Below are 22903 nucleotides of genomic sequence, written 5' to 3' on the forward strand. Positions count from 1 at the left end.
CACCGAGCGCGTACCCCGAGGAGCAAGAGTGGCAAGAGAACGCAGAGGCCGCAGTAACCGGCTCGCCTACAACCAGCATGTCGCCTTCGCGGACACAAGCAAGATCGTCAGCAGCGGTGTTGTTCTCAGCCTCATCGCCTGGGGGCTGGACGACTTGACCCACGGGTTCTCGTGGATGGGACTGGCAGTGCTCCTCACGGCTTCATGGATACATGAGGCCGTCGTTGGGAATCGCGTGGCAGCGGCATGGAACCTGCGGGTCTCCGCTGACGACGCTCCCGGGATGAACGGTGCGCCCACGCCGGCGTACAGCTTGAGAGTCGAAAATGACGAAACGATCCTCCCCGGAGTGGCAGTTCCTCTCGTCACCGGTGGGATCTTCCTCTTCCCGGACCGCGGCGTCGCCCGCCAGTACCCGCCGTCCGAGATCCTTAAGATTGACCGCAGCCTGCTCTACAACCGCATCCAGATCACCACAACCAGCAAGCTCAGGCCCATCATCCTCATCCACCCCCAGAGCTGGAACGTCCAAGCGTGGCAGGGCCTCAAGGATAAGGACAGCTTCGGGGCAAGCGAGTAGGGCAAGTACTCAGGAGCACTGCTTCGCTTATCCGAACTAGCCCAGTTGGCCTCCCGGTGGGGCGGAACGAAGTCGAGTTGCTGAAAGTAGTGGGCAGAAATCTCGCCTGCTGGGAGCATCCGGGCGTGTCTTGCGGCTGACTCCTGTCTTGTCGCCGATGAACGGACGGCCGGGGACAGGGGGCAATGCAGGACATGGATGAGGCGGCGTTCACACTCCTTCGGCGGGCCGTCGACCTGCTGCCCGAGTGGTCCTTGGCCCGCATCGCGAGCTCGGGGCCAAGGGTGACGCCGGTGATGCCGAGTTCCTCGCGGAGTCCCCTATGCTCGCGAGGCAGTTGGTATGAACAGTTCATTTAGGGGGCGCGGAGCCGCATGGCCGACGGGATCAAGTACGAGTACAAGACCGTGCAGACAGTTCGCGGCACCGACGGCTTGGTGATCTCGAAGATGCAGAAGGACGGCTGGGAGCTCGTGGAACAGGCCCAGGGCATGCTGCGCTCGACCCTCGACTTCCGCCGGCCGAAGAAGCCCCTGCCGCGGCTCTTGATCGGCACCGCGGTCGGCGGCCTCGTGATCCTGGCCATCGTCATCGGCGTAGCCGCGGCACTCGAGGACGGAGGTGAGAAGAAGAACGAGTCGAACAAGCCGACGGCGGCCACTGCGAGCGCAGAGCCCTCCGTCACGTCGACTCCGACCGCGGCCGGGTCGGCTGCCGCTGAGGTGATCACGCCTCAGAACAACCCGGAGTTCGCGGCGCTGCTGAAGACGCCTGACTCCTGTGACAGCGCGAACCCGGACTTCGCGACCAAGTACAAGGGCAAGACGGTCGCCTTCGACGGCTCGATCGTGCACATGGCGCCCCACGGTGACTACGACACCCGCTACGACTTCCTCCTGGGCCCGGGCGACAAGGGACCGAATACGGGGATCGGCCCGGCCTTCAAGTACGAGGACGTCAACATCCTCGACCTGAAGCTGACCGGCCGGAACATCCCCGCCAGCGTCCGCGCGGGCGATGAGTTCCGCTTCGTCGCCGAGGTGGGCGAATTCAACGCGAAGCAGTGCCTCTTCTTCCTCGACCCGGTCTCGACGGAAATCCGGTAGTCAAGATGGGCAGCCGCGTCATCACGGACCAGCGTGCCCGGCTTGCGCGGCCGTATCTGTCACAGCTCCGGAGTAATGCGACCAACGCTGCTGCGGATGTCGGGCATGCCGAGGTGGACGGTGGACGGCTGGGCCGCACGGTTGCGCATGGCCTCCAGCTTCTGGGCGGCGGCGGCCATGGTGGTCTCGATGGCGGCGACCTCGCCGAGCCAGCCCTGGTCCCTGGCTTCTTGGAGGCGGTCGACGAGGTTGGCGTGGATCTCCTGTAGGCGTGGCATCTGGGCCGGGTCCACGAGAAGTAGGGGACATCTGACACAGGCGTTTTCATGCTGGCATGGGGTCGCGTAGTCGCGGCCGCAGGTCCCCAGGGCGACCTTGCGGAGTTCGAAGTGGGAGAGGAACTCGTCCCACTCGGTGGCGGTGAGCTCGCGGTACTCCTCGCTGGGCCGCTCGGTTCTGCGGCGGGCGATGAAGGCCCGGTGATGGGAGATCACGTCCTCCGGGTAGATCGCGGCGTATCCCATGGTCGTGTCCAGAGCGGCGTGGCCGCAGATCTTCGCGGCGATGTGCGGCGGCAGTCCGGAGCGGATGGCGTCGGTCACGAAGATTCTTCTGAAGTCGTGGGGGCGCCATTCGAGCGGGTCGCCGGCCACGGTGATCTGGGCGGACTGTGAGGTCGCGACCAGGCACTCGCGGATGTAGCTGCGGGTCAGCGGCCGGTCCTCGGTGCCGTACCGGCGTTGGAACAGAAACGGCATGGGCGGGCTCCAGGTCTGCTCGAACACGTCGTAGGCCGACACCAGCGGCAGTGCGGCGTTCCCGGCCCGGACCCGGAAGATCACTGCGGTCAGCACCTCCGCCAGCTCCGGGGAGACCAGCAGCAGGCGCTCCGCATCGGTCTTGGACGGGGCGACCTGCAGCATCGGTACCACCTCGCCGGTGGTGGGCAGGGTGTAGGCGATGAAGCTGTGGTGGGTGAGCTCCAGCATCTCCTCGATCCGGATGCCGGTGTGCCGCAGCACCTCCACCGTCGCCCAGGACCAGAACGCCGCCTCCTCCTCGTGGGTCAGGTTCCGCCGCCTGCCGGCGGCCACCTCTGTAACGTAGACGCGGCGGGCCTGCCCGGACCCGCAGCGCTCGAACTCCTCCCCGGCGACGAGGAACCGTCCACCGGCCGGTGTCGCGCGAGCCGCGGTGATGCGGGCCTCGGCGTCCTTGCGCTGCCGGTCGACGGCGCGGAGCAGGGCGGGCAGCAGCGGCAGCTGGGTCCGGGTCCGCTGGTCCATCCGGGACTTCACCCCGGACCGGGACTTCTTCGTCGCGCACTCGTTGGCCTTGATCGGACACGGCGCCACCCAGGGCGCCCACCGCGCCGGGTCGTCGGCGGCCCAGCGGGCGATGTCCTGGTAGAACGCCCGGACGAACACCAGCTCGCTGCGGAAGTTCACCCGCGGCCGCACCGGGTGGCCCTGGGCATCACGGATGTAGGCCAGGCGTTCCTTCCATGCCTGCGCGACCTCAGGTGTCAGCCGCAGCGAGTCGATGCCGGGATGATGGATCTCCAGGTCGCGCCAGAACAACCGGCACAGGTTGCGGGCGATGGAACGCAGCGAGACGTGATCGAGCTCGGGAGCCCGCTCGGTGAAGTACTCGACCAGCAGGTCACGGACTGCCCGGCACTCGATGGCGTACGCATCGACGATCTGCTCAACGCTGCGGCGGCCTTCGATGCGGAGCGCCCGCAGCCGGAGCGGTGCGCTGGCCGGGAGTACGCCGGTCTCCTTGAGCAGGGCATAGAACAGCGGCCGGCCGGCGCTGCCACGGAAGTGGTGTTCCTCCAGTGCGGCGGTCAGCTCGATGCAGTCGCCGACGGTGATGTCGCTGACCAGGCCGCCCTTGCGGATCACGATCCAGGTGAGCTTGTTCAGGGCGTCGGACCTCGCTGTGGCTGTCGCGTGCTGAGCCAGCTGGTCGAGCCGATGGAAGGCATCGGGGTCGCTGGCGGCCCGGGACTCGGTGAGCATCACCGTCACGCGTTGCCGCAGCAGCCACGGGTAGCTGGGGCGGATCGCCTGCCCGGCGACCAGGAGCACCAGTCCCGTGGCCAGCTCATCGCGCCAGTGGCTCTTGGGTGTGCCGCGTCCTTGCAGGGGCAGATCAGTCCACTCGAAGCCGGCGTCGTCCGCCCCGCTGGCCATCCAGCGATCCTGCCAGGTCTCTCCGGGCTGGCCTTCGAGCCAGTCCAGCAGCTTGTCCAGGCCCCGCCGCCGGGTCTTGTCGCGGGTCAGGCCGGCACCGGGGTCGGTGAACAATCCAAGCAGCCGCTCGACCAGGCTCTCCCGGCTCTGGCGGGTCTGCCACCAGCTCGCTTCGCCGACTCGCGGTTCCCACTCCAGCGCGTTCGCCACCTCATGTGGCTCGACGGCCCTGGCGACGTCGATGTTCGCGGTCGGGTTCACCGGCTTTCGCCGCCCGCGCTCGAGGTGCCGAACAGCGCTGCCAGCACCTCGGGGCGGTAACCCGGCGCTGGCGGGGCCGGCGGCTTGGCCTGCTCGGCGCGCTGTCGCTCATGGTGGGCCAGGACGTGGGCGACGACCTCGTCGGGTGTGGGAGCGATGTAAATTTCCGTGGTGGTGATGTGGGCGTGTCCCATGACCCATTGCACGTCGGCGAGGGTCAGGTGCGGATCGCGGACCATCCTCTTGGCCGCACTGTGCCTCAGGTCGTGCAGGGTCCAGTTCGCGCCGAGCAGCTGGTTGGCACGGGTGAAGACCATCCGGGCCGCGTCGTACTCCAGTGGGCGGAAGGGCCGTCGCAGCGTCCACCACAGCGGCTCCGATGGGTGCTTGGGGACCATGCCGCGAAGTTCTTGCTGGTAGAGCCGCAGCCAAACGAATGCGTCGGCGGAGGCGGGAAGGTGCTGCAGGACCTGGCTGCCCTTGCGGACCACGCCGATCGTCTGGTCCCCGGGCGAGACCAGGCCCTGCAGGACGCCGAGCAGTTCGGAGGCGCGGGCGCCGGTGGAGATGTAGAACGCGATCAGAGCCCTGTCCCGGTTGTACTTCAACCCGGCGAACAGGTCGTTGAATGCCTGCTCAGGAATGATCCTCGGGGTCGGCTTGGGCTCCTTGGGCTGATAGGTGCCCCGGCGCGACGGCCGGAACGGCTGCATCGGGTTGTGATGCGCATTCGGACTTCCCTCGTCGGCAGTCCCTCCCTGCGGGAACGGGTTGATCAGCGGTCGGCCGTGGGTCTCTCGGTGGTACTCGTAGAACGAGCGGATCACCGCACGAGCGTGCCGCCTGGTCCGAGCGGCGTAGTTCTCGCCGGGTGCGGCCTTCCCCGTGACCGGGTTCACCGAGCCCGGGGCGGGCGCGTCGGGACGGCGCCGCCGGGGCGGCTTCTTCGTGGTCTTCAGCCACAGTGCGAAATCACGGGCCTCGACGCGGCTCGCGAGATGCCAGGGAACGTCCACGGCGCGTAAGAACCGGACCCACGCCAACAGCTCGTAGGCGTAGGACCGCAGCGACATCGGACTCGCGTCGTCGGCGAGCATGTGGTGCAGGAATTCACTGACCGCAGCCACCTCCGTGCCATCAGCGTCTACGAGCCGGAACGGCTGCAGCGGGTCATCGCTCTTCTCGACGCGGCCGACCCTCGCCACCTTCAGCGCCGCCACATCCCGGACCGTCGTGCTGTGCTCTGGCATCCATACCTCCACGGGCCGACTCGACGACACGCGATGAAACCAGATCCACCACCACACGCGCAGTCACCGCGACCCGCCAGCAGGAGCCACAACCCCCTTGCTATCACTATGAGTTGACCTCGCAGGGAGCCCAAGCTAGTTCGGTCAACGGGACATTCGTTGTTCGCTCCTCCGGCCGGACCCGGTCCAGCGCGGCCGGTTGGAGGAGATCCGCGACAACCTCGTCGCCCGCATCGCCGAAGCCGAGCGCGAAGGCTGGCTCGGTGAGGTCGAAGGACTCCGGGTCAGCTTGGCCGGCGCCGAAGACAAGCTCGCCCAGGTCGACGCGCTGGCCGAGAGAAAGTCGGCTGCGGTCCAGCTGGGCATGCCGGGCTTCAGCCGGTCCGGAGGAACCGCTGGGACGCCGAGACCAATGTCATGATCGAAGCCCGAGGCGAGCGAAGACGAAGATCAAAACGGAACCGACAGCCCGGTCTCGCGCAGCTGGGACAGGGCTGTGGACATGCATTGCTGCACAGTCCTCCCGTCAGCACGCATGCCGTTCACGCCCTGCTCCGGGAGGCTCAGTGCCTGGTTTCCGTTCTGGCAAAGAGTTCAGCGCACTCGCTGGCGAAGGAACAGAGCTGGTCCACGACCTGCTGGTACTCCCGCGGATCCCGCACTGTGTTCGGCGTGGCATCGGTCCACTGCTGCCACATGCCGCCGACGGCAAGGTATGGGGATGCTCGCTCGGTCCCAAGGACGGCATCGAGGTGGAGCAGCGTGCTGAGAACCTCGGTCTGGTCCCATACGAGGTCGGGTTGAGGCAAGTAGCGATCAAGGTAGCTGCAGACAAGATCGGCGTCCGCGCTGGTGCCGAAGGTGGCAAGAGCGATGCAGAAAGCCCCGCGGTAGGGGCCTCCGCTGGCCAGCAGCAGTTCGCCGATGCGGCTCCGGAACTCGGTCCTCCCGGCCACGGCAACCAGCCAGGAGGCAGTCTTACGCTCTCGCCACCCGCCCTCGAAAAGGATGCCGAGCTCAGCGGGAGTGATCTCCCCGGCGGCCTGGACCAGCTCCCTCACGAACAACTCGCGCTCAGGCCCGCTCAACCGCAGCGAGCTTCCACCCAGCCGCATGTACCGCCGACCGGGCGTGACGAATCGTCGGACCAGGTCCATGAGCTCGGGATCGGTGCTGGCATAGCGCATGGCTGCATCCTTGCCCGGCGAGGACCCAGCTGCCAGCGGTTTACCCCAGGAGCCCCGAGTACCGATCGCTAGTTCAGAGAAGCTTGTATCCGGTGCTCGATGCTGCGGCCCGAGCCGGAACAGCGGCCACGGCTCGTCGAGATCCGGGACAACCTCATCGCGCGGATCGCCGAGGCCGAACGGGAGGGATGTCTGGGCGAGGTCGAGGGCCTACAGGTCAGCCTCGCCGGCACCGAGAGCAAGCTGACCCAGATCGACGCCGAGGCGAACCGGCGGACCGCGGTCGTGAATCTCGGCATGCCGTCACTCGGCTAGAAAGCGGGACGGACTGTCGATGGCCAGAGCTCCGAGTCTTGGCAGTAGCAGATGCACGGGTCGTGAAACCCACATGCCGGACAGCTCCGTCGCTCACTACCGTAGTGCCTGCTCGGTCCCGTGGTAGGGGCGGTCGATGAGCCGGAGAGACGGGGACCGATGAAGCAGCTTGAGCTGGTGATCGTGCAGTTTGAGGAGGTCAAACGCCTGATCGAAGTAGGCCGAGTGCCGCAGCTCAGACTCGCGTTCATCCTCCTTGACAGCGCCGTCGAATTGATCATGCATCGTCAGATTCAGGATGTATTGGCTCTCGAGCATTGGGATTTTCGGAGGCTGGAGAGCTGCCGCAGAGCCGAGGCTGACGGCCGTGGCAACGACGCGATCAGGGCTGAGATCAAGGAGCTCGAAGGGCAGGTGACCTCGAAGACAAAGAGGAGGGACATCGATCGCAATTTTCTCGACAAGATCGACTTCCTGCTTAAGCGGGGCAGCCTCCCGAACGAGGTCGGTCCGGTACTCAAGCGGCTACACGAGTACCTCAACGAGACCTATCACCGTGATCGCCACCGCCTCGAAGTGATCCGTCCCGCTGTGCTGATCTACTTCGACACAGCCTGCACCGTCCTTTCCACATACAGTCCCGGATCAGTCACCGACGAGGACACGGGGCCTGAACTCGATCGATTCATTGAGGGGCCCGACGGCTACTGCGACCCCTTTGACCTGCCCGAGCGAGCAGCGAACCAACTCCGGGACGAGGTGGGGCTGGACCTCGAAGTCGTCCGCGACGCGCTGACCAAGCATCTGCTCGGGCGTCTTGAAGAGCTCGAAGAGAGCATCCGAATTGTCGAGGGCTTCCTCCCCGATCTCCTCCCTGGCGATGCCCTCCGCGTCATCCAGATGGCCGAACACGACATCGATGCGATCTTCAACCGCGATGTGATGCGGAGCCGGACCTACCCGCACGACGAGGGCGAACTCGTGACCTGGCGCGAGCAGGCGGCGTCCCTCTCCGGGATCGCGGAGAAGCATGCGCTCTTCACGGAGTTCACCGCCATCGAGACGTCCTTCGAGAAACTCGAAAAGCAAGCGCTGTTCTCCGTCGAGCAGATCGATGACCAAGTTCAGATGCAGCTGGACGCCCATCGCGGGAAGTGAGCCCCACGCAGCTGCCACCGACTTCTGAACCTCTAGTTCAGAGAAGGGACCATCGACCTGCTGGACATTCTGAAGTACGCCGAGTTCGACACCGGTTTCATCGAGGAGTTCACCTCGGTGGCCACCCGGGAGATGCTGTCGAAGGACGTGCCGCGGCGCCGGCTGCTGCTGGTCCTGTTCGGCCTGGGTACGAACATGGGGATCAAGCGGGTCGCGGTGACCTGCAAGCACAGCGAGACGGAGGCGACACTCCGGCGGGTGCGGCACCTGTTCGTCAACCGGGCCAACATGCGCGCGGCCCTGCGGAAGCTGGTGAATGCCACCTTCGCCATCCGCGATGAGATGTGGTGGGGCACCGGCACCGCATGCGCCTCCGACAGCCGCAAGTTCGGCGCCTGGTCCTCGAACGTACACCGACACCCACGGCGCGTCGATCGTCGGGTTCGCCTTCGCGCACATGCTCGACTTCAAGCTGATGCCGCGGCTGAAGAACATCGGTTCCACGAAGCTGTACCGGCCGGCGGCCGGTCAGGACGACCAGTGGCCGAACCTGGGCCCGGTGCTCTCCACCAAGACGATCGACTGGGACCTGATCGCCCAGCAGTACGACCAGATCGTGAAATACACCACCGCCCTGCGCCTGGGCACCGCCGAGGCCGAGCAGGTCCTGCGCCGCTTCACCCGGGGCGGGCCCAAGCACCCGACGTACCGGGCGATCGAAGAACTCGGACGGGCGGTACGGACCTCGTTCGTCTGCGACTACCTCGCCGACGTCGAAATGCGGCAGGAGATCCACGAGGGGTTGCAGGTGGTGGAGAACTGGAACTCCGCGAACAAGGACCTCTTCTACGGCAAGGACGGCGACCTGGCCGGTGCGGACAAAGAGTCCCAGGAGGTCAGCATGCTCGCGCTGCACCTCCTCCAGTCCGCGCTGGTCCACGTCAACACACTGCTGATGCAAGAGGTCCTGGCCGACCCGAAGTGGGCGGACAAGCTCACCGAGGCGGACCGCCGGGCGTTGTCGCCGCTGTTTTGGACGCACGTGAATCCGTACGGCCGGTTCGAGCTGGATATGAACAGACGCCTTGATCTCGACCTGTCCCTCCGGGCGACGCTGCCCGGCCCGCGCACCCCACAGGGGCAGGCAGCCGGAGCCCCGGGGTGAAGACGACGGTGCCCGGGACGCTTCAGCGTCCCGGGCACCGTGTCCCTGTCGATGCGTTACAGGTACTTCACTTCCAGGGCGGCGGATCCGTCAATGGAGACTTCGTTGCTCAGGTCCAGGCTCCCGGTGGGGGCAATGACGCTGCTCACGACCAGATCCGTTTTCAGGTCCTTGAAAGGCAGCGGAGTCCTGTCGTTGTCCACGGATGCCACCGACATGAGCATGCCCGGCTGCCAGAGGTCATCGCCGCTCCAGGTGAGGCCCTGGTCAAGGGAGACGATGGGGCGTACCGCCACGCCGTCGGCGAACGCATTGTGCAGGGTGACGGTGTACCAGCCCAGCCTCTGGGTGCCGTTGATCAGCCCGAGGCCATAGGCATCGTATGCCTGGGCTGAGCTCGCGGCGCGGTTGTCGATCGACTGCAGCGCAACCAAGGTTGGGGCATCGCAGACCACCGTCATCTGCAGCGTGCGGTTGCCGATCACCGTCGAGCTCTGCGGGTTCAAGTCCTTGCCGGAAACCTTGCCACAGTCGATCACACCACCACCCGACAGGGTGAGAGTGGCGGCGCTGGGGGTAATCAGGCCCGTGACCGTCAGGTCGACCCTGGATGCCCGAACACCGAGCAGGCGGGGGGTGGCGGCGCTGGGATTGATCAGGCCCGTGACCGTCAGGTTGTTCATGGTGAAGAGCTCCTTTTTATTTGCCCTGTTTACGGCGATATAGGCCCGTTCATGCTCCTGGCAGCCGTCTTCAGGACGGCAAACCTTGGCCGGAGCCCCGTTGGGGCTGGCGGTGTCGTCGGCCTGAATCGGGTCAGACCCGTGGTGCGAACCCGGTCTTCTACTTGGCCGTGATCGATCCTCTTCCGGCCGTCGACGGATGATCAAGCTATCGGCCTCGTGGCACCGGACGGGGGTGAATCACCAACTTCGCATCACTGAACGACTGCTCTCACAAACGGTCCTTTGCCGGAGAGCCCCCGCCGGAGGCCCGCATAAGGCCCCGGAACCCGGAATCGGTTCTCACAACCCGTTCTCACTCAGGTCGGGGCGGAACACCCTTCTGAGAACTGGGTTGTGAGAACATCCCGGTCATGACGGACCCTCACGAACCCGCCCCGGCCGACGCGGACCACGTCGAACGCCACCCGTGCCCGCGGTGCGCGGCCGAGCCGGGCTCGCCGTGCCGCTCGCGCGCCGGCGCGGTCGCTGGGACCTACCACACCGGCCGGTTCACCAAGGTGCCCCGCCTCGCGAAGCTGCTGCGGGTCCAGACCCCGGCCGACCGCGGCCCCGGCCAGCCCTGGCGGCCCGGCACCCCACCGCCGGCGCCGCTCGATCCGGACACCCCGACCGCGGACATCCGCATCGGATACGCCCGCTGCTCGACCCTGGGCCACGAACTCGACTCCCAGCTCGACGCCCTCGCCAAGCACGGTGTCCCCCGGGAGAAGGTCTTCAGCGAGAAGATCAGCACCCGCATCCGGGTCCGTCCCCAGTTCGAAGCCGCGCTCGCCGCGGCCCGCGAGGTCAAGGCGCACGCCCCGCACTGCCGGGTCATCCTCACCGTCTACGAGATGAAACGGCTCGGCCGCGACGCAGCTGAACTCACCGCGCTCGCCGACCACCTCACCGCCCACGGCCTGGTCCTGGAGATGCTCGCCGGGCCCCTGCCGGGGATGTACGACCCGAGCGGGCCCGGCCGGCTGCTGTTCGCGTTCTTCGCGGCGATGGCGGAGACCGAGCGGGAGAACATCCGCGAGTCCACCCTCGAAGGCCTCGACACCGCGGCCCGCAAGGGCAAGCACGGCGGCCGTCCCCCGGTCATCACCGACGACATGCTCCACACCGTGATCCGCCGCCGCACGGCAGGCGAGTCCGTCGAGCAGATCCAGCCCGACCTGATCATCCCCACCGGCAAACGCAAAGGGCAAAGCCCTTCCGTCGCGAGCATCTACCGGGCCCTCGCGGAGTACCAAAAGGCACAGGCATACCCCGAGGCCGTCGAGGCGGCCCAGGCCGACTTCGCAGCGCTACGCCAGCGGTCAGCGACTACGCCCACCAGCTCGTAGAGAGTCGCTACTGACAGTTCAACGGGACGACGGTGGTGGATGGGTACCGGCACTCGATGAAGCCGGAAACACCAAGTTGGCCACCTCGCCTGCCGCCACCGGTCAAGATCCTTCTTGGAGGCAGCGATGGCTGCCGCCCGTGGCGCCAGGGAGATGAGCTCATCCCAAGATGACACGTCGTCGTCTTGACCAGGAGACGACTTCCCGTCACGCGGAGAGACGGAAAGGATGTACAGAATGAGCAACTTTGAGACCAGCATCGACGGTGGGAACGTGGAGCCGACGACCCTGACGATCTCGGGAGCGAGCCTGGTGAATGCGGGTTTGGACTCCCACGTCCAGTCGTGGATTGGCAGCGGGCACAACGAGTCAGTCACTGCTGACCAGGTCACTTTGATCTTTGGCCCGGAACAGCTCGACCGGGCCGCCGCGAGTCTTGGAAGCGACCCTGCTGAGCTGGCTATGGACCTCGCGGCTGCACTCCCGCAGGTCATTAATGCGACTTCCGATGAGGCCCGAGCCGAGGAAGGCGTCCCCGATTCCATCCAGTTGCGGATCGCGCCGAAAACCGCAAGCATTCCCGCTTCCCTCGACTTCGACTACTCCGCTGGCGACAAGATCGAGCAGCCGTGGGGGGCCAACGTCGGGGTGCGCTACTCCTGGTGACGGGAAGGCCGCCGGGCCGGACGGGGCCCAACCAAGACTGCCCGGCCCGGTAGCTAGACGGGCAGGCCGGACGCCGCAGACAGCATCCGACCTGCCCGTCACGGACCACTTCCGGCCCACCTGGCCCGACCGATGTTCCCCGAGGCCGTGTACGCCAAGTACTCACGCCCCGAGTTCAAGTCTCAGAAAGGCGAGGCCGCAGCCATCAGGCCGCAGCGACCTCGTCCCATCTCAAACACCCGCTGACGCGGTGGCCGCCTCAGCCGCCGACGACGGCAGTCTGAAACTCAATCCGGTCGTCGTCACCGAGCGGCATCGCCCCGTCGGGACGCAAGATCACCTCGCCGTTGCGTACGACCTTGTGAGCCCTGAGCAACTGTCCGTTGTTGTCGAGCAGGAGAGGCTTCAGCTGAGGGAACTTTACTGTCACCTCGGCCAGGGCGTCCGAGAGGGTGGTGGCCGCGATTGAGACCGTCCGCTGATAGTTGGTGCCGCGGAGGAGTACGCCGGTGAATTCAAAAGTCATGGCACGGATCTCTCCATGATCGGGCTCATTGAACCGCTCCTTCCTGGGTTTTCCTCTCTTCTCGCGTGGGCCGGAACTCTCCGCCCCTCCCTCCCCGAGCACGAGAAGGCCCAGGCGTACGCCGAGGCCGCCAAGGCGGCCCAGACCGACTTCGCCACCCTCCGCTAGCCTTTGGCCATGAGTGATCAATTGGCCCCCACCGGGCACGGCATCAGCCCAGCCAGGGGAACCACCGGGTATGCCGAGACGGCGGACGCGCTGGCCGTCCAGTACGAGGACGTCACCTTCGACGAAGTCCACTGCGACGTGCTTCAGCTGGTTCCTGCCGAGCCCGGCCGCATCCTGGATGTGGGCGCAGGGACCGGACGTGATGCCGCCGCGCTGGCGGTACGCGGGCACAGCGTCGTGGCTGTCGAGCCGACTACGGAGCTGCGGGCGCACGGACAGCGAATCCACGCAGATAGAGGTATCGATTGGGTCGACGACGTTCTTCCGGACCTGAAGCTGAGCCGACACACAGGCCGGTTCGACGCGATCTTCGCCACTGCAGTGTGGATGCATCTGGACGCCGAGGAACGCCGACACGCGATGGCCAGGATCGCAGCGTTGCTGGTGCCTGGTGGCCGGTTCTTCGTCAATCTGCGCCACGGCCCTGTGCCCGATGGCCGCCACATGTTCACCGTGTCCGCTGCTGAGACAGTCGAGCTGGGTAGTACGTACGGCCTGCAGACGGTCCACCACAGCGAGCGTCCCGATCTTCACGGCCGTGACAGCGTCCGGTGGAGCTCTCTGGTGCTCCAGATGAATGACGCCGACAACTCACCCAACTGAACACGAGCTCCTGATGTCGGCCTACTGCGCGGTCAGTCGTCGAGAGTCATACCGGTGCCGGTGAGGCAGCCGTCGATCAGGTGGGGGCGATACTGGATCATCTTGAGCTTTCGCTTCACTACTCGGGTGATCTGTCTGAGGTCGACGGCGACGAGGTTTCCGATGTCGCGCTTGACCAGGGACCAGACCCTTTCTTGCGGGTTCAGGTCGGGGGCGTAGGTGGGCAGCTGGAAGACGGTGAGCCAGTCGGCGTTCGCGGCGATGAACTCGCGCAGCGACTTGGTCAGGTGCAAGCGGACGTTGTCCCAGACCAGGACGATGGGGCCGGCGAGTTGGATGCGGGCTCGAACCAGCAGGCCGCGGAGATCGCTCCAGCCGAAGCCCTTCGGTTGGTCTTTGCGTCCGGTGTATTCGCGGACCGCGTAGATCAGCCGGGACCGCTCGCCAGGTTTGTAGCACGTCATGCCCGTCATCGAGACCCGGCCTGAGCCGCGACCCCGCACGCGGATGACTGGCGTGCAGCCCTTGCGGCCCCACGTCCTGGCACGCGGCGGCGTCAACGATTGTCCGGCCTCGTCCTCGAGACCCGCAGCGCAGCGGCGACAGCCGTGTTCGTCTCGCCTGCCTCGAATCGGGCCACAGCATCCAGGCGGACCCGCTCCCGGACCGCCCTCTCCGCGTCGGTCAACCCGCCGCCCTGCGCATACCTCACCCAACCAGATCTACAGCCCCACTGTCCGCCGCTCAGCCGAACGCCCCGACATCACCCATTCAAGTTCAGTAGCGCTCAGCGACTGCGCACAGACGCTCAAAGCGGAGTCGCTACTGGCCGGTCCGATCCTCCCCAAGGGCCGGTGTGTGCGCCAGCGTCGGGTTCCGGCCGTTCTCACGGGAGTTCCGGCCTGGTGGTGATCTTCGGTGTAAGGCTCTGACCAGGAAGGCAGCGTGCCGTCCTGTGAGGAGAGACCATGTCCGATGAAGTGACCGACCTCGGCGCGATCCCGGGATCCGGAGACGGTCCCGCGGCGCCTGCTCCGGGATCGATCCCGGTGACCGAAATCCACCCGGAGGCCGACAGCGGCCTGACCGTGGTCGCCCCGGCCGACGTGAAGGCGGAGGAGGTGGGATTGTTCAGCATCCGGTACAGGGGACTGGTGCCCACGCTCGTCCTCACCGGCGGCACGATCGTCCCCTCCCTCATCACCGTCGTAGACGGATCCGGGAACGTCCTGGCCGAATATGAGGCACGCCCCGCCCCGAAGCGGATCGCGAGCCGGATGCTTCCCGAGGACCAGAACGATCTCGTCTGCGCCACCCCCGACTGCAAGCCCATCAGCCTGACCAGGTAGGCCGGCCAGGGGCCCGACCGCCCCAGAGCAGCTCTGGGGCGGGACTCGCCCGCCGCGCCCAGTCGATTCCCGGGTCGGTGAGTGCCTGGGAGCTGAGCGGGACGGTGCCAGTCACGACGCACATCGCCCACGACCAGGCACCCATCACTGGCCGCGAAGCCCTACCAGCCGCTCGTCGGACGTCAGCTCGTACTACCTCGTACAGGCTTCCGCACCTCGGTCCTGTGCCTCGGATACAGGTTGCTGGCGAGGTCGTTGAGTCGCTACTGGTCGGTCGGATCCTCCCCAAGGGCCTCACTCAGCGCTACACGCCACTTGGCGGTAGCTATACGGGAAGAGGGCCGAGGAGTTCCGGCGTACGGACCCCGCGCTGCCCGAGCGGTTGGAGGACGCGTCGAAGGCCGGCGCGGTCCTGGCCGAGGAGCTGATGTCGAGCCCGGCGTTCACCGTGCACCCCGACGCGCTCGTCGCAGAAGCCGCCCGGATCATGGCGCGCAGGCACGTCAAGCGCCTGCCCGTGGTGAACGCGCTCGGCACCGTTCTCACCGAGCTGGCGCCTGGCGTGACCTTGGACTTCGCCGTACAGGACGGCGTCGTCACTCTGCGCGGCCCGCTGCGGGACCGGGCCCTGGTCCCCCCGCTCGCACGGGCGATCCGCGCGGTCGAGGGCGTCGTGGACGTCCGGATGGAGCTGGAAAGCACCATCGCTGTCTAGCGAGCCTTCTCGTTGGCTCTGTTCACGAGAGGCGACAGCGTTTCTACGGGGATTCGGGAGGCGTCGGCGCCCTGGGCAGGTTCAGATGTTCACGAGTTTCGGCAGCGGGCGGAGGCCGTTCCGCCTGGGGTGCAGACCGCGCCTGTTCGATTGGGAGGGTCTTGGGGTTGAAGTTGCCGTTGCGGCAGCTCCTACCTTCGTGACCAGGGCCGGAGACACCGGCCCGGCGACACACACGTGCAGGAGTGGTGATGGACTGGCCGATCGCGGAGGTGGCCCGGATGTCGGGCGTTACCGCCCGGACACTGCGCCACTACGACGAGACCGGCCTGCTGCCGCCGGCCCGGATCGGCGCCAATGGGCACCGCTACTACGAGGAGCGCCAGCTCCTGCGGCTGCAGCAGATCCTCGTGTTACGGGCGCTAGGCGTCGGGCTGCCTGAGATCGGCCGGATCCTGTCCGAACAGGTCGACGAGGTGGATGCCCTGCGGGGCCACCACCAGCGCCTCCTCATGGAACGGGACCGGCTCGACGCCCTGGCCGGCACCGTCTCCCGCACGATCGCCGAACTGGAGCAGTCCAGGAAGGACGGCAACCCCATGACCATCAACCGACCGGAGAACCTCTTCGAAGGCGTGACGCCCTCCCAGTACGAGGGGAACACGCACGACTTCCCCGAACTCGCCGAAGCGGTCGCACGACGCGCTGCCACGATGAGCCAGGCGGACGCCGACGCCGCGCACCGTGAGCGCACCGCGCAGATGATCCGACTGGCCGAACTCATGGCCGCAGGCCACCCGGCCGACGCCGACCCGGTCCAGGCCGAAATCGACGCCCAGTACCGGGCGCTGACCGAACTGCGCGCCGTCTCCGCCGAGGACTACCGGGCCATCGGACGCTCCATCGTCGACAACGAGACGTGGCGCGCCGCATACGAGGCCATCGCCCCAGGTCTGGCCGCATACCAGCGCGATGCCATCGAGGCCCATGCCACCACCCGGCTGAACTGAGACACGACGCAACCGCCATCGGGGGAAGAGCCGCGATGGCGGTTGCGTCGTGTCACGGCGGGCCGGAGATGTTCGATCCCGAGGACCGTCCGCGGCCCCCTCAGCAGGGTGCTGCCCGTTCTCATGAACAACGACTTCCCTGACGAAAGACCGCCTCCCGACGAGCTTCACAATCGCTGTCGGAAGTCGTGAACAAAGCCATCTCGTCGGCCACAGGTGCGTGTGCGTCTCCCTGGCGCGGGCTGCGGGACCTCCTGGACGCAGAGCCGGACATCACGGTCGTAGGCGAAGCCGGAACTGCCGAGCAGGCGCTCGCCCGCGGGCCGGCGCTCCGTCCGGACGTAGCCGTACTCGACGTGCGGCTGCCCGACAGCGACGGGATCACCGTCTGCCAGTCGATGCTGGACCCTGCGACCCCCGCCCGCCTGATGCACTCCCTGCGCGACCCGGAGTCGGCGAGGGTCTCACCAACCGGCAGATCGCCAAGAAGCTCTACCTGTCCGAGAAGACGGTCAAGAACCACATCTCACGGTTGCTGGGCAAGCTCGGAGTAGAGCGGAAGGTCCTGGCGGCCGTGATCGCCGCCCAAGTGCACGAGCACGACGCCGGGACGGCGAAGTAGCGGCAGCGAGGGTCAGCGCGGTGGCGGGGCCAGAGGTACCCGCCACTCCAGGCGAGTGCCCCGCTCGCCATCGACCCTCGCCGCGGCCTCCATACGGCCGCTGAGCCTTTCGGCACGCTCTGCCAGGTTCCGCAGTCCGCTGCGCCGACCGCCTGCGGGCAGGCCGATCCCGTTGTCGGTCACGGTGAGGGTCAGGTTCCCGTCGGCCGCGACGATCGAGACCTCCACCCGAGTGGCCTCGGCATGGCGAGCGACGTTGGTGAGAGCTTCTCCCACCACGGCGAGGACCTCGTCGGCGACGGCCGACGGTACGTCGGTGTCGATCAGTCCTTCCATCCGCAGGGCCGGGGCGAAGCCGAGGGCTGCGGCCGCCTCGTCCAGGGTCTTGACGGCGCGGGAGCGCAGCTTGGGCGCCTCACCGGGGGCTTCGTGCTCGCGGAGTCCGAAGATGGTCGATCTGATGATCTTGATGGTGGCGTCGAGGTCGTCCACGGCGCGCGCGAGGCGTTCGGACGCCTGGGGGTGGTCGACGAAGCGCTGGGCGCTCTGGAGGGTCATGCCGGTGGCGAAGAGGCGCTGGATGGCCAGGTCGTGCAGGTCGCGGGCGATGCGGTCGTGGTCCTCCAGCAGGCTCATCTGCTCGGCGTCGTGGCGCCGGTCGGCAAGCTCCAGTGCCAGGGCGGCCTGGCCCGCGAATCCCGGAAGCGCGGCGATCTCCGCGGTGGCGAACACGGGGCGACCGTGCCGACGGGCGAGCATCAGGACGCCCCTGAGTTTTTCCTTGGTGCCGACGGTGACGGCCACGGCCGGGCCGAAGCCCGTCCACCGCTCGGATTGCACGGTGACGCGCTCGTCGGTCGCCAGGTCGGGGACCGTGATGAGGCCGTTGCGGGCCAGCGCGGCCTCGGCGAGGGTGCCCTGGGTGCTGGGCAGGACGATCCCGCGGTGCGCCTCGGCTCCCTCTCCTAGGGCGAGGGAGCCGCGCAGTTCACCGCTGGAGCCGAGCAGGTAGAAGACGCCCATGTCCGCGCCGGTGATGTCCTTGGCCCGCTCCAGCATGCCTTCGAGGACCTCGTCCTCGGGCGCTCCGGACAGCAGGGCGCTGGTGATGTCGGAACTGGCCTCCAGCCAGCGCTCCCGCAGCCTGACCTCCTCGAAGAGCCTGGCGTTCTCGATGGCGATGCCGGCCGCGACGGCGAGGGTGGACAGGACCGCTTCGTCCTCGGCGTCGAAGTCGGCTCCGCCGCGCTTCTCGGTGAGGTAGAGGTTGCCGAAGACCTCCTCGCGAATGCGGATCGGGACACCGAGGAAGGAGTGCATCGGCGGGTGGTGGTCCGGGAACCCGTACGAGGCGGGGTGCTCGGACAGCTCCGACAGCCGCAGCGGTTCGGGGTGGCGGATCAGCTCGCCGAGGATGCCGTGCCCGGAAGGCAGGTCTCCGATCTGTGCGCGGAGGGCGTCGCTGATGCCGACGGGAAGGAACTCGGCCAGTTTCTTGTCGTTCCCGATGACTCCGAGGGCTCCGTATTCGGCGTCCACGAGCACCACGGCGGCCTCTACGATGCCTTGCAGGACCTGCGGCAGGTCGAGTTCCCGGCCCACGGACATGACGGCTTCGAGCAGACCGTTCAGCCGGTCCCGGGTGCCCCTGACCTCGTCGATCCGTACCTGCAGCTCGTCCAGCAGTTCGTCGAGCCGCAGTCGAGGAACACCGCTCCGGGTGGGCTGTTCCCCTGCGCTCATGCCCACCTCCGGCCGGACGTGATGGCGAGATGGCCATCACTTCTACGGTATCTCCGGCCGGAGGCACCAGCCCTCCCGGTCGGTGTCGTGGTGCAGGTGGCGGACGTGGGCGTCCGGGCCGGGGAAGAACACGGTGGTGCGGCCGGTGTCGGACCAGCGCACGTCGTACGGCGGGGTGCCGTCCTCATGGTGCAGGGCGATGACTTCACCGTCGCGGCCCGTCGTTCCGACGGTGGGGCCGGCGGTATTTCGGTCGCGCGGCTGGTCATGGCGGGCTCATCCGGTGGGGACGGTGATCACCGGGCAGTGCGCACGGTGCAGCAGGCCGTGGACGACGGATCCGATCCGCATGCCGGTGTAGCCGCCGCGACCGCGGCGGCCCACGACGACGGCCAGGGCGTGCTCGGCGGCCCGGGCCAGTTCCTCGACCGGGTGGCCGGTGAGGACTTCGTGCGTCACGTGCACGTCCGGGTACTTCTCGGACAGACCGGCGGTGGCCTCGGAGAGCAGGGTGCGCTGGGCGTGCAGCGCCACCTCCTCGTCGTCCAGCATGATGAGCGGCGGCTGCCACACGCAGACGACCCGCAGCGCCGCTCCCCGGAGGTCGGCCTCGTCGAAGGCGAAGTCCAGCGCCGCCATGGCCGACGCGCTGCCGTCGATACCCGCGACGACGTAGGGCGGCTGCTGGCTGATGTGCTCGGCGTCGCCCACGACGACGACCGGGCAACGGGCCTGGGCGGTGATGGGGACCACGAGCGAGCCGGCGCTGAAGAACTCGGCGGTGCGGCTCAGGTGCCGGGAGCCGAGGACGACCATGCGGGCCTCGCGCGCCGCGCCGCCCAGAACGGGGGCGGGAAAGCCGCTCAGCAGATCACCGGTGACGGCCACCTCGGGGTGGCGGTCCCGCACCCAATTGCACGCTTGTTCGAGTCTGTCGGATCCGGCCTGCCGCAGGGCCGTCTGGCCGGGGGTGTCGTCCAGGTGATGGGTGTCGTGCTGGGGCGGTACGGCGAGTACGAGGCGCAGCGGGAGCCGCCGGCGTTGCGCCGCGTCGGCGGCCCAGGCCAGGGAGAGGTGCCAGTCCCTCTTCGGGTCGATGCCCACGACGATGTCACGGCTCGCTGACGGGTGGCCGGTCATGACTGGCTCCCGAATTCGCTGCCGGTCCGGGGGATGAGGAGGACGGGGCAGTGGGCGTGGTGCAGCAGGCTGTGCGTGGCCTTGCCCAGGCCGGGGGCGAGGCCGAGGGGCCCTGGGACCCGGCGGCCGCCCATGACGAGCAGATCGGCGTATCGGGACGCCTCGACCAGGACACCGGCCACGGAGATGCTCTTCTCCGCATCGGCCCGCAGCTCCAGGTCGGGAAACTCGTCGTGGATCATGTTCGTGACGGCCCGCAGGGTCTCTTCGTGCCCGCCCGCGATTTCGTCGACGCCGTCGAGCATGCTGACCACCTCTCCGACGGACTGGAGCACGTTCCACACGTGCAGCAGCCGCAGCGAGGCCTTGTGCAGCTGAGCTTCCCGGGCGGCGTACCGGGCGATCAGGAGGTCGTGCTCATCGCGGACCGCTGCGAGGACCGTGCCGGTCTCCTCGGCCCCGTCGATGCCCCGGACGACGATGACGGGGGTCATGGCGGTGGCCGCGACGTCCATGCCGACCGAGCCGAGCATGAGGGAGTCGAATCCGCCCAAGCCGCGGTTGCCGACCACGACCGTGCCGTGGCGCCCGCCGGTCCGGTGCAGTGCGTCGACGGCCCCGGCGCGGCTGAACTCGGTGGTCACGTTCAGCCCGGGGTACTCGGCCCACACGGCCTTCGCCGTGTCGTCCAGGAGCGCCCGACCGTTGGCGCGGACCCGTTCGATGGTCTCCGCCGACAGGTACAGGGCCCTGCCGTCGGTGTCGGCGCCGTAGACGATGTGCAGGGGACGGTCACGGCGTACGGCCTCCTTGGCCGCCCACAGGGCGGCGGTGCGCGCCGGCTTCGAGCCGTCCACGCCGACGGCGACCGAGCTGGTGTCCGGGGTGCGGAAGGTGCTTTCCACGATTCCTCCCAACCGAGGAGCTGATGAGGGACACCCCTCACGCTGGCACCGTCGGCGCTTCGGGAAGAGGGCCGCCCGGGACCGCCGACGGGACCACATGGTCCCCATCCGTCCGCGCCCGGCGACCCCGGGCCCTTACGGCCCCTGGACGGGACCGTTCGGCCCTCGATCACCAGCGGTCACCGGCGGATGGTGGGGGCACACCCAACAGCGGAGATCAGCCTCGCGTGACACCGCGGGGCAGGAGGGCCTCATGAAACACCTCAAGGTGGCGGATCTGATGACCGACGAGGTCGTATCCGTGGCCCCGGGCACCGGCTTCAAGGACGTCACGAAGCTCCTCGCCCAGTACGACATCTCAGGAGTCCCCGTCCTGGACGGCGAGGACCGTGTGGTGGGCGTCGTATCGCAGACGGACCTGCTGGCCCACACGGCGTCGGAGCCCCGTCCCTCCGAGCAGGGCGCCGCAGTGGCTGTGCCGCCCACCGCGGGCGACGTCATGTCCGCGCCCGCCGTCACCGTCCACCCCGAAGAGACAGTGGCCGACGCCGCCCGGCTGATGACCCGCCGGAGCATCGAACGCCTCCCCGTCGTGGACGTGGAGGACCGGCTCGTCGGCATCGTCACCCGCCGGGACCTGCTCCGCACGTTCCTGCGCCCGGACTCCGAGATACGCCGGCGTATCACCGATGAGGTCCTCACGGAGGTGCTCGACGTGCCGGCCGGTGACGTCGACGTCCACGTGGTGGACGGCATCGTCACCCTGGAGGGCCATGTCGAACGCCGGAGTCAGCTCGCCGCACTCCTCAGCCTCATCGAACGGCTCGACGGGGTCGTCGCCGTGGCATCACACGTCACCGCCCGCACCGACGACACGGCAACCCACGCGGATCATGCCCGGCACGCGATGCCGTGGTGAGGGGCGCCGGACCGTACGAAGGGAATCGCAGCCATGAAGAACCACGTGACCGTCGGAGTCGACGGCTCCCCCGAGAGCCGGGCAGCAGCACGCTGGGCCGCGCACGAGGCCGTCCTGCGGCAGGTGCCGCTACGGCTCGTGCACGCCGTCGACTGGCCACTGGACCCGGCGTTCCCCGGCCTGGGCCGCCAGGACGTGGACCGCTGGGCGGACCAGGCCCTGACCGAAGCCACGCAGGAGCTGCACGGACGCCACCCGCACCTGGAGATCACGACCCGCTGCCTGACGGCACGGCCGGCCGCCGCCCTCGGGGCCGAAGCCGCCGACGCCGGGCTGCTGGTCCTGGGATCGCGCGGCCTGGGCGGCCTCGTCGGCTTCATCGTCGGCTCGGTGGCCCTGTCCACCGTGGTCGCGACCGACACCCCGGTCGTCCTCGTTCGCATCGCCGACGACCCGGACGGCCCGGGCACCGGCTCCGGCGCCGAGGTCGTCGTGGGGGTCGACATCCACGAAGCATGTGACCGGGTACTCGCCTTCGCCTTCGAAGAGGCAGCCCGGCGCGACTGCACCTTGCGGGCCGTGCACGGCTGGAAGATGCCGGCCGCCTACAGCTACGTCCCCTTCTTCGACCCGGACAACGAACGGGACATCGGCAGGAGCGTCACACACATGGTGGACGACATGCTGCTGCCCTGGCAGCACAAGTTCCCCGACGTGAACGTCAGCCACCACGTGTTCATGGGATCCGCGGGCGATCATCTCGTCCGGGCCTCGCAAGGAGCGGGCCTCGTCGTCGTGGGACGCCATGCCCGCCGCTCCGCCCTCGGCGCGCACTTGGGCTCGGTCGCCCACGCGGTCCTGCACCACGCAGCAGCCCCCGTGGCCGTCATCGCCCACGGCTGAAGGAGCGGCACCGGGGACCGGACCGCCGAGCGGAGCTGAGCAGGCAATGAGGGCCGATCGGTCCCGGGGTTGCGCCGCTCGGTCCTTCCCGCAGGCCCCGCAAGCGCAAGAGCCTGGAAGTGGCGACCATCCGACCCAGGAGGGACACCATGTCGACCCTGATCACGGCACGAATGGACTCGCGGCCTCCAAGGCCCTCACCTCGTCCGCAGCGGTCGCGGACCTGCTCGTCCCCGGCTCTCGTGGTCTCGGCGCCGTCGCAGGGTTCATCGTGGGCTCG

General features: G+C 67.9%; 24 protein-coding genes and 3 pseudogenes. 17 read left to right on the forward strand and 10 right to left on the reverse strand.

The features are described 5' to 3' along the window. The first annotated feature begins 28 nt into the window (after positions 1-28). Both ACZ4UB_RS31680 and ACZ4UB_RS31685 read left to right on the forward strand, forming a co-directional pair. Positions 29-580 carry a hypothetical protein gene (locus tag ACZ4UB_RS31680; RefSeq protein WP_468075492.1) on the forward strand — a complete coding sequence of 184 codons (552 nt, stop codon included), beginning with the start codon at positions 29-31 and terminating at the stop codon, positions 578-580. A 374-nt stretch (positions 581-954) separates the two neighbouring features. Then, positions 955-1686, forward strand: coding sequence for a DUF4839 domain-containing protein (locus tag ACZ4UB_RS31685; protein WP_468075494.1), 732 nt, complete (start codon positions 955-957; stop codon positions 1684-1686). 59 nt (positions 1687-1745) lie between these two features. On the opposite strand, the gene ACZ4UB_RS31690 is transcribed toward ACZ4UB_RS31685, so the two are convergent. Both ACZ4UB_RS31690 and ACZ4UB_RS31695 read right to left on the reverse strand, forming a co-directional pair. Then, positions 1746-4145: a tyrosine-type recombinase/integrase gene (locus ACZ4UB_RS31690; RefSeq protein WP_468075496.1), complete on the reverse strand. Its 2400-nt coding sequence runs from the start codon at positions 4143-4145 to the stop codon at positions 1746-1748. Beyond that, on the reverse strand, positions 4142-5395 hold the full coding sequence (locus ACZ4UB_RS31695) for a tyrosine-type recombinase/integrase (protein ID WP_468075498.1): 1254 nt from the start codon (positions 5393-5395) through the stop codon (positions 4142-4144). The genes ACZ4UB_RS31690 and ACZ4UB_RS31695 overlap by 4 nt, the downstream gene beginning before the upstream one ends. A 199-nt stretch (positions 5396-5594) precedes the next feature. On the opposite strand from ACZ4UB_RS31695, the gene ACZ4UB_RS31700 reads away from it, so the two are divergent. After that, a complete protein-coding gene (locus tag ACZ4UB_RS31700) occupies positions 5595-5816 on the forward strand; it encodes a hypothetical protein (RefSeq protein WP_468075500.1) in 222 nt (73 codons plus the stop codon). A 142-nt stretch (positions 5817-5958) separates the two neighbouring features. On the opposite strand, the gene ACZ4UB_RS31705 is transcribed toward ACZ4UB_RS31700, so the two are convergent. Beyond that, the gene (locus tag ACZ4UB_RS31705) at positions 5959-6582 is read right to left on the reverse strand and encodes a DUF6000 family protein (RefSeq protein ID WP_468075502.1); all 624 of its coding nucleotides are present in this window, start codon (positions 6580-6582) and stop codon (positions 5959-5961) included. A 99-nt stretch (positions 6583-6681) separates the two neighbouring features. Between ACZ4UB_RS31705 and ACZ4UB_RS31710 the strand changes: the two genes are divergently transcribed. The 4 genes and pseudogenes from ACZ4UB_RS31710 to ACZ4UB_RS31725 all read left to right on the forward strand — a co-directional run bounded on the left by ACZ4UB_RS31710 (position 6682) and on the right by ACZ4UB_RS31725 (position 9220). Beyond that, the gene (locus ACZ4UB_RS31710; protein ID WP_468075504.1) at positions 6682-6897 is read left to right on the forward strand and encodes a hypothetical protein; all 216 of its coding nucleotides are present in this window, start codon (positions 6682-6684) and stop codon (positions 6895-6897) included. Positions 6898-7056: 159 nt separating this feature from the next. After that, a complete protein-coding gene (locus tag ACZ4UB_RS31715) occupies positions 7057-8055 on the forward strand; it encodes a hypothetical protein (protein ID WP_468075506.1) in 999 nt (332 codons plus the stop codon). Between the two features lie 117 nt (positions 8056-8172). Then, positions 8173-8398 (forward strand): annotated as a pseudogene (locus ACZ4UB_RS31720) (Tn3 family transposase); the annotation flags it as partial. Positions 8399-8512: 114 nt separating this feature from the next. After that, on the forward strand, positions 8513-9220 hold the full coding sequence (locus ACZ4UB_RS31725) for a Tn3 family transposase (RefSeq protein WP_468075508.1): 708 nt from the start codon (positions 8513-8515) through the stop codon (positions 9218-9220). Positions 9221-9276: 56 nt separating this feature from the next. Here ACZ4UB_RS31725 and ACZ4UB_RS31730 read toward each other — a convergent pair whose 3' ends face one another. Next, on the reverse strand, positions 9277-9903 hold the full coding sequence (locus ACZ4UB_RS31730) for a DUF1120 domain-containing protein (protein ID WP_468075510.1): 627 nt from the start codon (positions 9901-9903) through the stop codon (positions 9277-9279). A 413-nt stretch (positions 9904-10316) separates the two neighbouring features. On the opposite strand from ACZ4UB_RS31730, the gene ACZ4UB_RS31735 reads away from it, so the two are divergent. Next, positions 10317-11294: a recombinase family protein gene (locus tag ACZ4UB_RS31735; protein ID WP_468075511.1), complete on the forward strand. Its 978-nt coding sequence runs from the start codon at positions 10317-10319 to the stop codon at positions 11292-11294. 237 nt (positions 11295-11531) lie between these two features. Then, positions 11532-11960 (forward strand): YidB family protein, encoded by a 429-nt coding sequence (locus ACZ4UB_RS31740; protein ID WP_468075513.1) that lies wholly within the window; start codon positions 11532-11534, stop codon positions 11958-11960. Positions 11961-12219: 259 nt separating this feature from the next. Here the strand turns inward: ACZ4UB_RS31740 and ACZ4UB_RS31745 are convergent, their stop codons facing one another. Further along, positions 12220-12486: a MoaD/ThiS family protein gene (locus tag ACZ4UB_RS31745; protein ID WP_468075515.1), complete on the reverse strand. Its 267-nt coding sequence runs from the start codon at positions 12484-12486 to the stop codon at positions 12220-12222. Positions 12487-12501: 15 nt separating this feature from the next. On the opposite strand from ACZ4UB_RS31745, the gene ACZ4UB_RS31750 reads away from it, so the two are divergent. Then, the gene (locus tag ACZ4UB_RS31750; protein WP_468075517.1) at positions 12502-12654 is read left to right on the forward strand and encodes a hypothetical protein; all 153 of its coding nucleotides are present in this window, start codon (positions 12502-12504) and stop codon (positions 12652-12654) included. A gap of 9 nt (positions 12655-12663) precedes the next feature. Next, positions 12664-13317: a class I SAM-dependent methyltransferase gene (locus ACZ4UB_RS31755; protein WP_468075519.1), complete on the forward strand. Its 654-nt coding sequence runs from the start codon at positions 12664-12666 to the stop codon at positions 13315-13317. A 32-nt stretch (positions 13318-13349) separates the two neighbouring features. Here the strand turns inward: ACZ4UB_RS31755 and ACZ4UB_RS31760 are convergent. After that, positions 13350-13898, reverse strand: a pseudogene (locus ACZ4UB_RS31760) (IS630 family transposase); the annotation flags it as partial. A gap of 387 nt (positions 13899-14285) precedes the next feature. Between ACZ4UB_RS31760 and ACZ4UB_RS31765 the strand changes: the two are divergent. From ACZ4UB_RS31765 to ACZ4UB_RS31780, 4 genes and pseudogenes are all read left to right on the forward strand, one after another. Next, positions 14286-14666 (forward strand): hypothetical protein, encoded by a 381-nt coding sequence (locus ACZ4UB_RS31765; protein ID WP_468075521.1) that lies wholly within the window; start codon positions 14286-14288, stop codon positions 14664-14666. 382 nt (positions 14667-15048) lie between these two features. Next, on the forward strand, positions 15049-15381 hold the full coding sequence (locus tag ACZ4UB_RS31770) for a CBS domain-containing protein (protein ID WP_468075523.1): 333 nt from the start codon (positions 15049-15051) through the stop codon (positions 15379-15381). A 251-nt stretch (positions 15382-15632) separates the two neighbouring features. Then, positions 15633-16391 (forward strand): MerR family transcriptional regulator, encoded by a 759-nt coding sequence (locus ACZ4UB_RS31775; RefSeq protein WP_468075525.1) that lies wholly within the window; start codon positions 15633-15635, stop codon positions 16389-16391. Positions 16392-16579: 188 nt separating this feature from the next. Beyond that, positions 16580-17013, forward strand: a pseudogene (locus tag ACZ4UB_RS31780) (response regulator transcription factor). Positions 17014-17025: 12 nt separating this feature from the next. On the opposite strand, the gene ACZ4UB_RS31785 reads toward ACZ4UB_RS31780, so the two are convergent. The 4 genes from ACZ4UB_RS31785 to ACZ4UB_RS31800 form a co-directional block, all read right to left on the reverse strand. After that, positions 17026-18756 (reverse strand): sensor histidine kinase, encoded by a 1731-nt coding sequence (locus ACZ4UB_RS31785; RefSeq protein WP_468075527.1) that lies wholly within the window; start codon positions 18754-18756, stop codon positions 17026-17028. Between the two features lie 42 nt (positions 18757-18798). Continuing rightward, on the reverse strand, positions 18799-18918 hold the full coding sequence (locus ACZ4UB_RS31790; RefSeq protein ID WP_468075529.1) for a DUF1918 domain-containing protein: 120 nt from the start codon (positions 18916-18918) through the stop codon (positions 18799-18801). A 114-nt stretch (positions 18919-19032) separates the two neighbouring features. Beyond that, positions 19033-19896 carry a universal stress protein gene (locus ACZ4UB_RS31795; RefSeq protein ID WP_468075531.1) on the reverse strand — a complete coding sequence of 288 codons (864 nt, stop codon included), beginning with the start codon at positions 19894-19896 and terminating at the stop codon, positions 19033-19035. Beyond that, complete coding sequence (locus ACZ4UB_RS31800) at positions 19893-20801, reverse strand: universal stress protein (protein WP_468075533.1); 909 nt, start codon at positions 20799-20801, stop codon at positions 19893-19895. Before ACZ4UB_RS31800 ends, ACZ4UB_RS31795 begins: the two co-directional genes overlap by 4 nt. A gap of 253 nt (positions 20802-21054) precedes the next feature. Here ACZ4UB_RS31800 and ACZ4UB_RS31805 point away from each other — a divergent pair, with 253 nt between their 5' ends. Both ACZ4UB_RS31805 and ACZ4UB_RS31810 read left to right on the forward strand, forming a co-directional pair. Further along, positions 21055-21720, forward strand: coding sequence for a CBS domain-containing protein (locus ACZ4UB_RS31805; protein WP_468075535.1), 666 nt, complete (start codon positions 21055-21057; stop codon positions 21718-21720). A 33-nt stretch (positions 21721-21753) separates the two neighbouring features. Further along, positions 21754-22623, forward strand: coding sequence for a universal stress protein (locus ACZ4UB_RS31810; RefSeq protein WP_468075537.1), 870 nt, complete (start codon positions 21754-21756; stop codon positions 22621-22623). Positions 22624-22903: the final 280 nt, after the last annotated feature.

This window comes from Streptomyces sp. NPDC028419, assembly GCF_055565515.1.